Origin of the sequence: Bacillus sp. MHSD_36 (genome assembly GCF_030757775.1) — a bacterium.
Lineage (GTDB): Bacteria > Bacillota > Bacilli > Bacillales > Bacillaceae_G > Bacillus_A.
Map to the genome: position 1 here is coordinate 1412153 of NZ_JAVBIS010000001.1, position 12741 is coordinate 1424893.

General features: G+C 34.7%; 11 protein-coding genes. 2 read left to right on the forward strand and 9 right to left on the reverse strand.

What is annotated here, in order from left to right:
* Positions 1–62: 62 nt before the first annotated feature.
* From gnd to gntK, 3 genes are read right to left on the reverse strand one after another with little or no spacing between them, the layout of a single operon-like run.
* On the reverse strand, positions 63–959 hold the full coding sequence (gene gnd / locus Q9B79_RS07420; RefSeq protein ID WP_000765992.1) for a phosphogluconate dehydrogenase (NAD(+)-dependent, decarboxylating): 897 nt from the start codon (positions 957–959) through the stop codon (positions 63–65).
* An 18-nt stretch (positions 960–977) separates the two neighbouring features.
* On the reverse strand, positions 978–2327 hold the full coding sequence (locus Q9B79_RS07425) for a GntP family permease (RefSeq protein WP_306183216.1): 1350 nt from the start codon (positions 2325–2327) through the stop codon (positions 978–980).
* A gap of 14 nt (positions 2328–2341) precedes the next feature.
* Positions 2342–3880 carry a gluconokinase gene (gene gntK, locus Q9B79_RS07430; RefSeq protein WP_306183217.1) on the reverse strand — a complete coding sequence of 513 codons (1539 nt, stop codon included), beginning with the start codon at positions 3878–3880 and terminating at the stop codon, positions 2342–2344.
* A gap of 449 nt (positions 3881–4329) precedes the next feature.
* Here gntK and Q9B79_RS07435 point away from each other — a divergent pair, with 449 nt between their 5' ends.
* Together Q9B79_RS07435 and Q9B79_RS07440 are read left to right on the forward strand one after the other, a co-directional pair.
* Positions 4330–5232, forward strand: a complete 903-nt coding sequence (locus Q9B79_RS07435; RefSeq protein WP_306183218.1) for an ABC transporter permease subunit — start codon at positions 4330–4332, stop codon at positions 5230–5232.
* On the forward strand, positions 5229–6248 hold the full coding sequence (locus Q9B79_RS07440) for an ABC transporter permease (protein WP_306183219.1): 1020 nt from the start codon (positions 5229–5231) through the stop codon (positions 6246–6248). The genes Q9B79_RS07435 and Q9B79_RS07440 overlap by 4 nt, the downstream gene beginning before the upstream one ends.
* Before the next feature lie 140 nt (positions 6249–6388).
* Here the strand turns inward: Q9B79_RS07440 and adhP are convergent, their stop codons facing one another.
* The 6 genes from adhP to Q9B79_RS07470 form a co-directional block, all read right to left on the reverse strand.
* Complete coding sequence (gene adhP / locus Q9B79_RS07445; RefSeq protein WP_306183220.1) at positions 6389–7426, reverse strand: alcohol dehydrogenase AdhP; 1038 nt, start codon at positions 7424–7426, stop codon at positions 6389–6391.
* Between the two features lie 467 nt (positions 7427–7893).
* Complete coding sequence (locus tag Q9B79_RS07450; protein ID WP_306183221.1) at positions 7894–8430, reverse strand: methyltransferase family protein; 537 nt, start codon at positions 8428–8430, stop codon at positions 7894–7896.
* 366 nt (positions 8431–8796) lie between these two features.
* Positions 8797–9651, reverse strand: coding sequence for a MurR/RpiR family transcriptional regulator (locus Q9B79_RS07455; protein WP_306183222.1), 855 nt, complete (start codon positions 9649–9651; stop codon positions 8797–8799).
* 252 nt (positions 9652–9903) lie between these two features.
* Positions 9904–10551, reverse strand: coding sequence for a response regulator (locus Q9B79_RS07460; protein ID WP_306183223.1), 648 nt, complete (start codon positions 10549–10551; stop codon positions 9904–9906).
* A gap of 14 nt (positions 10552–10565) precedes the next feature.
* Complete coding sequence (gene casK / locus Q9B79_RS07465; RefSeq protein WP_087980298.1) at positions 10566–11684, reverse strand: two-component system sensor histidine kinase CasK; 1119 nt, start codon at positions 11682–11684, stop codon at positions 10566–10568.
* A gap of 117 nt (positions 11685–11801) precedes the next feature.
* The gene (locus tag Q9B79_RS07470) at positions 11802–12695 is read right to left on the reverse strand and encodes a mechanosensitive ion channel family protein (RefSeq protein WP_306183224.1); all 894 of its coding nucleotides are present in this window, start codon (positions 12693–12695) and stop codon (positions 11802–11804) included.
* Positions 12696–12741 lie beyond the last annotated feature (46 nt).

The window sequence follows — 12741 nt, forward strand, 5'->3', positions numbered from 1 at the left end:
TCTTACAGTATCAAAAAAAGAAACTTGCGCCTTTGCACAAGTTTCTTTTCAACAATCATTTCCTATTTTTTCACAACTTCATGTCCACCGAACTGATTACGAAGAGCTGAAACTACTTTTCCGTGGAATGTATCATCTTCTTGAGAACGGTAACGCATAAATAATGACATTGCGATTACCGGTGCTGCTGCTTGCAGTTCAAGTGCTGTTTCCACAGTCCATTTCCCTTCTCCTGAAGAGTTCATCACACCTTTAATACCATCTAGTTTTGGATCATCTGCAAATGCCTTTTCAGTTAAGTCCATTAACCAACCGCGGATAACCGATCCATTTGCCCATACTTTTGCAACATCTTCATAATTGAAATCAAAATCACTTTTATCTAACACTTCAAATCCTTCAGCGATTGCTTGCATCATACCGTATTCAATACCGTTATGAACCATTTTTAAGAAATGACCACTTCCGACGCGGCCTGCATAAGAATACCCATTCTCTACTGCTAAATCTTTAAATAAAGGTTCTAATTGATCGTAAATTTCTTTTTCTCCACCAACCATTAAGCAAGCTCCGTATCTAGCTCCTTCCACACCACCTGATGTACCGATATCAACGTAATGTAAACCAAAGCTTTTCGCTTCTTCAGCACGGCGTAACGTATCTTTATAGAATGAATTTCCGCCTTCAATAACGATATCGCCTTCCTCTAATAATGGATATACATCTTTTAATACTGACTCAACAACTTCTCCCGCAGGTACCATTACCCAAATTGTACGAGGGGCTTCTAATTCAGCGATCATTTCTTTCAATGTATGACGTGCAGTAATGCCTAAAGCCCCAGCCTTTTCAACAAGCTCTTTATTTACGTCATATACAACAACTTCATGTTTGTCTTCATATAAATGTTCTGCCAATGGGAATCCCATTTTTCCTAATCCAATTAAACCTAGTTTCATATTAATCAATCTCCCATTCTATACAAATATATTTAATAACGAAATGAGTCCAAGTGCTACAACAGATAATATTGTCTCCATTGCAGTCCATGTTAATAATGTTTCTTTCACAGTCATTCCGAAATATTCTTTAATCATCCAAAATCCAGAATCATTTACATGTGATAAAATTAATGACCCTGCACCTGTTGCAAGTGCTAGTAGTTCAACATTTACACCTGGTATACTTGCTGCAATTGGCGCAACAATACCAGCTGCTGTCATCATAGAAACCGTTGCCGATCCAGTTGCGATTCGGATAAGTGCCGCAATTCCCCAGCCTAATAATATCGGTGAAATATGAGATTCTTTCGCCATTTCTGCAATTGTCGTTCCAATTCCAGAATCTAATAATACTTTATTAAATGCGCCGCCTGCACCAATAACTAACAGTATGTTCGCAATAGGCCCAAGGCAATCGTTTGTAAATTGTAATACTTTATCCTTTGAGAAACCTTTTGCATAACCAAGACTAAAGAAAGAGTATATCGTTGCAATTAATAACGCGACGATTGGATCTCCAATAAAGTGCAATACTTGTGCAAGTTGACTTGTTTTGTTTAGTGCTACTTCCGCAATCGATGCACCTAGCATTAGAAATACTGGAAGTAAAATTGTAAACAATGTATTTCCGAAACTAGGAAGCTCCTTCTTCTTATCTCTTTCAATAAATTGCTCCGCTATATCTAATGGTACTTCTTTATGTATACGAGCACCAATCCATTTCCCGTAAAGCGGACCTGAAATGATTGCAGTTGGAAGTCCGACGATTAAAGCATATAAAATTGTCTTCCCTACATCTGCTTTAAAAATACCTACTGCTGCCATCGCTGCTGGATGCGGTGGAACGAGTCCGTGTACAACAGATAAACCTGCTACTAGTGGTATACCAATTGTAATAAGTGATACCCCTGTTTCTAACGCAATTGTAAATACTAATGGAATTAACAGTACAAATCCAACTTGGAAAAACACTGGAATCCCTACTAAAAATGCAACGAACATCATTGCCCAGTGAACACGTTTCTTTCCAAAACGATCAATTAATGTGTTAGCAATTCGTTCAGCGCCGCCAGATTCGGCCATCATTTTTCCAAGCATCGTTCCTAATGCTAATACTATCGCTAAAAACCCTAACGTATTACCAAGCCCTAGTTTAATAGAATCGATAATCCCTGGATCTTTTGGTGAAGTTCCAATCAATGGCATTCCCATTGCTAGTCCTACACCAATTGCTGTTAAAATTAATGCGACAAATGGATGCCATTTTACTACTGTAATAAGTAAAAGTAGTATGACAACTGCCGCTAGTACGATTCCAACTACCATTTCTCCCAATCCCCCTATTGTTTACGTTGGAAAGCAGCTATACAATCAAATTCTTCTTTCAAGCGATTGTAAAGTCGTTCATACATATAAAACATTTCTAAATATATAGCCGTATTTTCTTTATTCGGTACATGATGATGAACGATATCAATCCAATCCTTTACCTCTTCAAGAGAATCAATTTTTCCTACAGCATATAAAGCAACTGCTGCTGCCCCAAGCGCAGATGCTTCATGACTTTCAGGAACAAGCAATTCTTTTCCCATCATATCGGATAACATTTGTCTCCAAAATGCAGATTTCGCAAAGCCTCCTGAAACGCGTATTTCAGTAAGTGGACCTGTACAATCCCTGATTGCGAGTGCAACAGAATATACGCTCATACAAACACCTTCCATGACTGCACGTATAAAATGTTCTCGTTTATGCTGAAGGTTTATTCCAAAAAATGTACCACGAGCATTTGCATTCCAGTACGGTGCACGCTCTCCAGATAAAAACGGTAAAAATAGCAATCCACCTGCTCCAGCTGGTACACTTTCCGCATATTTAATTAATAAATCATACGGATCAATGCCAAGTTTCTTTGCTACTTCTTGCTCTGGGCTACCAAATTCATCACGTAACCATCTCAGTAATATTCCGCCATTATTTGTTGGTCCGCCAATCACCCAGTGCTCGTCTGTTAATGCATAACAGAACGTTCTACCTTTTTCATCTGTATTAACACTAGATGAAATTGTTCGAACTGCACCACTTGTTCCTATCGTAATTGCAGCTGAACCAGGAGATATTGCCCCAACTCCTACATTCGCAAGAACACCATCACTTGCACCAATAACAACTGGAGTATCTTCACGAATACCCATCTTTTGTGCTAATTCCGGTTTCATACCCGATAAAATATATGTGGTTGGCACAGGTGTTGATAATTGTTCTGGTGACATATGTAATAACGTTAAAACATCTTCATCCCAGTTTAATGTTTCTAAATTAAATAACCCAGTAGCTGATGCTATTGAATAATCTACTACGTAACGTGAAAACAATTGATACATAATATACTCTTTAATGGAAATAAATTTATATGCGCTCGCATATAATTCTGGCTCTTCCTCTTTCATCCACAATAATTTAGAAAGTGGGGACATCGGATGAATTGGTGTACCCGTTCGTCTATAAATTTCATGACCATTCATATGTTGTAATAGTTTTTCTGACTGTTTCGTACTTCGATTATCTGCCCAAATAATAGAGCGTGTTAACGGCGCACCGTTTCCATCTACTGCAATTAATGCGTGCATTGCAGAACTAATACCAATTGAAGAAATATCTTCTGGTAACACGTTACCTTTTTCGATGGCAACGCTTACAGTTTTATATACAGCGGTACATATCACATCAGGATCTTGCTCAGCCCATCCGACGTTCGGTTGAATAATTGGATAATCTACTGCATGTGATGCAACGACTTTTCCTTTTTCTGTGAACACAACCGTTTTCGTACTTGTGGTACCGATATCAATCCCGATTACTCTCCCCCTTGTTTCCATGCGAATCTTCCCTTCGTTTCTAGCAAAATATGTTCTAGTAAACCGTTTACATGAATTAGTATATAAAATATTTTTTCTTTAATCAAGTTTTAAAAAGAAAATTTTTTTCACAACAAAAAATAAATCCCCTCATTCTATTTCCCCCGCGGTAAAGTTGCGTTATATTCGTTACGCAACACATACATAGTCCTTCCTTACGTTCTACTCATTTGCATGAAAAAAGCTGAGTAGCAATATTCATTTTTAGGGGGGTACTTAACATCAATCTAAGAAAAACACTCTTCCTTTTATCTTAATAAATATAGAGTGCGTATCCTACTATCACTTTATTAACTTGTAAATATATGTTCCATGCTATAAAATCTAATAGTATTTGTATTTTTCAGAAAATAAAACAATATTTTCAGACTTTATTGTATACTGTTGTAAAAAGATGTCGGAGGGATTTAATGTTACATAAAATATCTCAATTCACAATTAAGCTTTCATCCATTCTTTTATCACTGTTACTATTATTAAATTTACCTTATTTATTTATCACTCAACAAGGATTCACCTTTCAACCAATGTATTTTTTTAATCAGATTGTTACTATGTTAAAACAGGTTTTCTCACCTGAATCATTGTTGGTTATGGGATCAGACCCAAAGTTTGGTCATTTAAAAACAACACCATTATTTCCAACTGTTTTAGAACCTTACCTATATTCGTTTATTGTATTATTTGTAGCCTTTTTGCTTGCGCTCTTTATCTCATCTAGCATGGCATTTTTTTATTTTTTAGCAAAAGATTATATAAAAAAATGGATAAACCGAATTGTGTTCATATTAGAAGCTGTCCCTGATATGATGATGATGATTTGTTTGCAAATATTTTTCATATGGTTACTGCGGAAATTCGGGGAATTACCTGTCACCATTATTTCTTTTAATGAAAATCGAGCTTATTTACTCCCTATTTTATCTTTAGCTGTCTTACCTACATTACAAATGTTTCGGATGATGGTGTTATACATAAAAGAAGAACATGGAAAACACTACGTAGAGGTTGCATATGGAAAAGGACTTTCATCAAGTTATATACTATGTATTCATTTATTCAAAAATATATCTATCCACTTCTTCCATCATTTAAAAACGATTTTTGTTTTCTTACTTTCTAATTTATTCATTTTAGAATTTGTATTCAATATGCAAGGCATTATTCAATTTTTATTTAAAAAGGCATTTATTTCACCTCCAGCTGCATTTATTATACTTGTCATGATTATTTTACCGTTTTATGTTATTTTTCAAATAATCTCATTCATGATGAATAGATGGCAAAAGCAATTGAAAGGAGCAGCTTTATGAAATCTATTTGGAAATCAAAACGCTTTTTAATCGGCTTTACTTATTTATTCATACTTGTTTCAGCTAGTTTTATTTATAGTTGGTCCTTTAAAGATAACATCCCAAAACCTCCTCAGTTACTTTACAATGACAATAACGAATTAATTGGAAAAGCTCCCTTTCCACCATCATTAATACCGCCTTTTGGATCGGATCGTTTTGGAGAGTCTGTTTTCTTACAAATTATAGAAGGTGCAAAATTCACCATTTTATTAGCCGTGGTAATTAGCTTATTTCGAATTTTATGCGGAACATGTATAGGAATACTCTTAAGTTTATATGCTTCAAAATTGAAGAGATTTTTCCAGTCATGCTCAGAAGTTTTTTATTATATTCCAACTTTATTTATCGCATTTATACTCATTACGCCCGTTAATATTGTAATCACATCAAATGCTGATAGATTAGACCCCAATATTTCATTTACGCTTTATCAATTACTTGTACTTATTTTCGTAGCTCTGCCTACACTTTCTTTATATATATCATCAGAGGTTGATGAATTTATGAAACAAGATTACATTTTAAGTTCACAATTACTAGGTGCTAGCCGTGGTCATATTATCAAAAAACACTTACGGGTCTTATTACTTGACCGCTTATTCGTATTATTCATGGAACATATCGTTCAAACTCTCATACTCGTTATCCATTTAGCATTGCTTGACATTGTAATTGGTGGCGTACAAATGCGGGAACTCTATGACGGAGTGCTTAAACCTGTTTCTCTTTCTAATGATTGGGCAGGACTTATTGGATTAAATCGTTATGAAATGAATATTTCATGGTGGATTATTTTGTATACTCTCGTTTCATTCTTTATTACGATTCTATTTATTAAGCTTATGACAATCGGGATTCAAGATGCACTGAAAGCAAGAGATACGCAAGTTGTAGCAATTCAAACCGTTCCAGATCATAAAAAGTTTGTTAAAAGTAAAGATTCTTTTTCATTTGTAGATAAAGTGAAACTTTAATCCTTTCTCATTACTCGATATTGATAGTAGTGGAATGCAAAGAAGATGATCCCTGTTGGATGCAGGGATCATCTTCTTTCTGTCGTCTAACTTTTTTTCATGTCTTTAGCTAGACTCATGCTTTTTATATTTAAAGTGAATTATTTGCAATCACAATTATGCTGTTTAAAATCGATTACCATACGTCCTTGAATTCGACCTTGTTCCATTTCTTCGAATACATGTTGTACTTTATCTAGAGAACAAGTTTGAACAACCGGTACCACTTTACCTTCTGCACCGAACATGAATGCCTCTTCTAAGTCTTTACGAGTACCGACTAAAGAACCAACTACTTCAATTCCATCTAGTACAAGTCGCGGAATGTTTAAATCCATCGTTTCTACTGGTAAACCTACTGCAACGACTTTACCACAAGCACGTACCGCATCAACTGCTGAGTTGAATGCTACTTTAGAAACGGCTGTAACTACAGCAGCATATGCACCATCAAACTCATCTTGAACAATCTTATCAGCAGGACCTTGAGAAATTGGATTGATAGTCATATCAGCGCCAACCTCTTTTGCTAAGGCTAATTTATCGTCATTAATATCTACTGCAATTACCTTTGCACCAAATACGTTTTTAGCATATTGAATAGCTAGGTTACCTAATCCACCACAACCATAGATGACGATAGGTTGACCAGGTTTAATCTCCGATACTTTTATTGCTTTATATGTAGTTACACCCGCACATGTAATGGATGATGCTTGAGCAGGATCTAATCCTTCTGGTACTTTCACCGCATAATCTGCTGTAACAATACATTGTTCAGCCATACCACCATCTACTGAATAACCAGCATTCTTAACTTCACGGCAAAATGTTTCTCTACCCGTTACGCAATATTCACAACGTCCACAAGATTGGAACATCCAAGCAATACTTACACGGTCACCTATCTTTAGTGAAGTTACATCATCAGCAATTTTCGTAACAATACCAATACCCTCATGACCAAGAATACGGCCATCTGTATTTCCAAAGTCATGATTTGCAACGTGTAAATCAGTATGACAAACTCCACAATACTCTACATCTACTAGCGCTTCACCTGAGTGTAACGGACGTAATTCCTTTTCAATAATTTCAATGTTTGCTTTACTATTTTTATTGACTACTACTGCTTTCATATGTGATCTCCCCTTTAGTGTTTTAGAATTTTAATGAGTTCATCTCACAACTTCTGTCTTCACTAGTTTGGCTAATCATTATGCCAAATTTAAGTGTTCAATCATCATTACATGTTCATCATAACATGACACTTCAAAAACAAATTGTGAAATTATGAACAATGTTTGAATTATTAACCAAATGTCTTCTTTCTATATTTAAAGAAATGCGAAAAATATAGAGGTTGAAAATATTATTTTAAGCTTTGGAGATTAAAAGTAGTATATTTCTATAGTCAATTAGAACTATTACATCTAGTGGATATATCAACAACCATTCACCAATATAAAAAGCCTTCTATTATCACATTTAGGTCATACACTTTAAACATAATAAAATCAAAGACAGGAATATATTTATTCCTGTCTTTTTCTAATGTGGTAAGACCGCACATATCCATCTATTTAAGAAATTTCTCTTATAATTCTTAGTATAAAAACGGAATAATTCGCCAAGTCTTGGACTGATATTGTTTATATTGTTCACCAAACAGCGTAATGAGAATTCTCTCTTCAATTTTTATACGATACGAATACACAAGGAAAAATAAAATAATATTTATGATAACGGCAATGAATGAAGAGGATGATATAGCAAATCCTAAAAAGGTCAAAAAAGAACCTAAATAACCAGGATGACGAACATATTTATATAGGCCGTTTTGAATTAACTTATGTCCCCCTTGCATTCCGACATTCCTACTGTAAAATCTTCCTAAAATTTTCATTGAATAAAATCTTATCCATACACCAATTAACGCAATAATAACACCGAAAAAAAGCAATGAATGAATCTTATTTACTGTAAAGAAATACAAAATCTCTGGAATGGTTAACATTAATGCAAAAACTACTCCGATAAAAAAACTAGAGCCACGATTTTGTTTTTCTTCTTTAATAGGTGAACTTCTATAAAATTCTAATAATAAATACAGAAAAATAGGTAAATAAGCTATAAGAAACATAATTCTTTTTCCTTTCAATAAAGCATCTTATAATTAACTCACTTTTCCACCAATCTGATTTGTCAGTTTTTCGTTCCGCTAAATTTTATTGTTCTAATCGGTCTATTAATAAGCTACTAATGTAACAGATACCTCATCTGAATCCACTAAAAGGGAAGCTTTCTTTTCCCCTCATTAAAAACTCTTCAGGACTTTATCCTCCTCCCAAAACCAAACAAACGATTCAAATTTCATATCTACATTATACGAATTGAGTTGAATATTCATTCTTATTATTCATTATGCAAGTAAAAAAAGGATAATCAGCCCCATAATGGACTAATTACCCTATCCGTAATTATCTAAATTTAACATTTAAATTGCCTTTTATATTCGTTTCATCGAAATTGTTTCACGTATACTTTGTAAATTTTGCAACGTTTCTTCTTGGCGTTGTAACGATAACCCAACGTACAAAGTATCTAATAAACTTAACTGTGCTAATCTTGATGAACTTGCTTCTGTGCGGAATTCCGTCTCACGTGTTGAAGTGTATAATGTAATATCAGCAAGTTGACTTAATGCTGATTTCTGATAGCTCGTAATTGCAATAATGCGAGCTCCCCTTGCTTTTGCTACTTCTAATGCTTCCAGTAACCCTTTATTGCTACCAGAATGAGAAATTGCAATGACCACTGCCTCTTTCGTAAGTAAACCCGCACCCATAATTTGAAAATGTGAATCTGTATGAGCAATACAAGAAATACCCGTTCTCATAAATTTATGATATGCATCCATCGCAATAATACCAGAACCACCATTTCCATAAAACTCAATACGGCTTGTATCTTGCAATACTTTTACAGCTTTCTCTAGAGCTGTATCATTTAGCAAATGTAATGTATCTTGTAGTCCTGTAATATGCGAATGGAAAACTTTTTTAGCAACAGTTACCATACTATCTTCTGGCGATACTTCTTCATGAATATTTTGCATAGGAGTATGTACAATTTCACGAGCTAATGTAATCTTTAAATCTTGAAACCCTTGAAATCCAAGGTGCTTACATAAGCGGAATATCGTAGCTTCAGAACTATTCGTAACTTCAGCTAATTCTGTAATAGATTTATGTACAACATCTTGTGGATGTTTCAATATATGTTCGGCAATACTTCGCAATTTCGGTGATAAACCGTTTAACGAAGCCTGAATCTTTCCAATCCCACTTCTTGTACCCGGCATAGTATTTCTTCCCCTTCCATCGTAGCTTAATCCCGTAAAATCCAATTGGTACAGGCTAATAATCAGTTGGGATGGCCCCCACTGATTCAAGTTTCACTTTATTGTACCTAATTATTGAAAGAAGAAAAACCTTTATTTGGCATCGCTATGGTTTGTAATGTAAATCAGCGCGAATTTTGTACAGCTCTCACTGATTGTTAGCCCACAAATAGCGGGCCAACTCTATATATTCTGCCATAACATGGTACACCATTATTCATACTTACGATTCCCCTCATGTTTCACCGCATATAATGCAGCTTGTGTACGATCATCCACTTCCAATTTAGCTAAAACATTTGAAACATGTGTTTTCACAGTCTGTTCTGTAATATGAAGCTCTGCTGCAATTTCTTTATTACTTCGCCCTTTCGCAATTTCACGAAGTACTTCTTGCTCTCTTTTTGTTAACATGGAAAAAGGGTTTTCTTTTTCTTTCTTAACTGCTGATCGTCCTAATAGTGCCGGTGTTACTTTCGGATGAAAATTCGCATTCCCTTCATGTACTGCGATAATTGAAGCTACAAGTTGCTCAGGTTGTACTTCTTTTAATTGATAACCATCTGCTCCAGCTTCCAGTGCTGGTAAAACATAATCTTGCTCCGAAAAACTGCTTAATATAAGTATCTTTATTGTTTTATCATATTGTTTTATTCGTTTTGTTGCCTCAATACCATCCATCTTCGGCATTGATAAATCCATTAATACTACATCTGGTCTTTCTGTTCTGACGAATGTTAATGCCTCTTCCCCATTTTCTGCTTCCCCAACTATTTCAAATTCTTCTCTCGTTTTCAAAAAGAAGACAAGTCCTCTTCGGACAATATGATGATCCTCAACTAGTAGTAATTTAATCTTCAACCTTCTTCTCTCCTTCAAACTGGCAATTGAATTTCAATTTTTGTACCCTTTTTCAGCTCAGTCTTTATTTGAAATGATCCTCTCATTAACTGAATACGTTCCTTCATACTTTTTAAACCGAGCGCTGACTCTCTTACGTGATCTTGTATAAATCCTATTCCGTTATCCTCTATATAAAAATACAACTGGTTATTTTCTATTTTTAAAAGAACATTTACTTTTTCACATGAAGCGTGTTTTTTACAATTATGTATTGCTTCTTGACTAATACGCCATAAAACTTCTTCTATTTCATCTCCAATTGAAACCATTCCATCAATTCGAACTTCCACGTGAATCCCTAACAACTTCCCATAATTTTTAATTGCCTCCGCTAAACCTTTCTCCAATCCTTCCGGTCTTAATTGCCAGATTAAAAGTGTCATTTCTTGTAATGCTTCCTGTGATAATTCTCCAATATAACTCAACATCTCTTGCAAGTCTCTATCTTGCGTCATATTTAGAGTACCTTTTGCTGTTAGCATAATAGAAAATAACAATTGTTTTACTGAATCATGTAAATCACGGGCTAATCGATTTCTTTCAGCTACCACTACATATTTACGTTCTTTCTCTACTAACTGAATACGTTGTATTGTCGTTCCTATTTGAAATGCAATCGATTCTAATAATGCTAATTCTTCCTCTGAAAAATGTGTTTTTTGAGGTGAGGCTACATTTAATAGACCAAACTTCTCCGATCCAGACCTAAGAGGAATCGTCGCATGATGCGTAACATCTTCTGTCTCTCCCCAATTACACTCAATCGCATCCTCTATTCGCTTACATTCAATAATATTTGTCGCTTTTTCCAATCTGCCATTCACAAAACGCTCTACACACCAGCAGTCTCCTTCACACATTGGCTTCTTCTCTTGCCACGTAAGAGCTGGTGGTAAGTTTTCATCTACAAGCATTCGGTGCTTTCCACTTTCATCAATAAAAAAGATCCACCCTGTTTGCAAATTCATAACTTGTAACAATGTATGTAACACTTTTTCCAACATGTCTTGTAAGTCTGTTGCTTCATTTAATAATTCTGCAATTGCTTTTAATGCTTCTAAACGATGCATCTCTTTTTCTTCAAAGTTCATTTTCATCACCATCTACCATTATAACATTAAGAAATTTCTAAATTCTACAAATAAAAAAGAACTGAATTCCTTCAGTTCTTTCTTTATATCGATCATTTTATTATTGTTTATTCTACTTTAGCTGTCCGATACAGATTGTCCACCATGGTTATGCTGTAAACTCTCAGTAATAACGAACATATTTGTTGCTGGCATTTGCACTTGATTCTTATGGAACATAGACATTAATTCAAATCTTACTTGTCTAGAAGTTTCAAAATAATCTTCTGGCTTTATTAAGCCTGTAATACAAAATTCATATCCAACGTATTTAAGATTTGGATTTAAATCTGTAACACCAACATATTTAAATGGTTCCACAGCTTCCCCTTCTACTTTATAAAGATTTGAAGCGAATTTTTCATTGCAATTCACACAAACTTCTTCTAACAACTCCTTAACTCTTGTTGGATCTTCCTGATAACTTACCGTAATTCGTTCAATTACGCGCATCCATCCTTTATTAAAATTTTGTATCGTTCTAATCTCTCCGTGTGGTATCGTAAGAAGTTTTCCTGACCATTCACGAATTTGCATAAAACGAATACTAATTTCCTCAATCGTTCCTGAGTTTGTTCCGTTAAAAGTAACAAAATCGCCAACACGAAACTCTTTATCCGCTAATCTGGCAAAGCCTAATATAACATCTTTTAACATCTGTTGTGCAGCAAAGCCGATAACAACCCCCGCTATCCCGGCACCTGCAATGATACTTTTTATATCTACAAATTGGCTAATTAAATAAATGATTAAACTGATGATAATGATATATCTAAAAATAGATCGAATTACACTTTGAATCGTTTGCTCTACCTCTTCATCAAAAAAGCTTGATTTTCTAAAAAACCAATCAATAATGCGGTTGATTACAAAAGAGATAATGATTAAAACGAAAGCAAATAGTAAAAATCTTAAAAGTAAAAACTCCCGTACGTAATTAAAAAATTCTTCAGTATACGTTAATAAACTCATCTAACCACTTCCTTACTAATTAAAAAATTTATAATCGGCTCAGTTT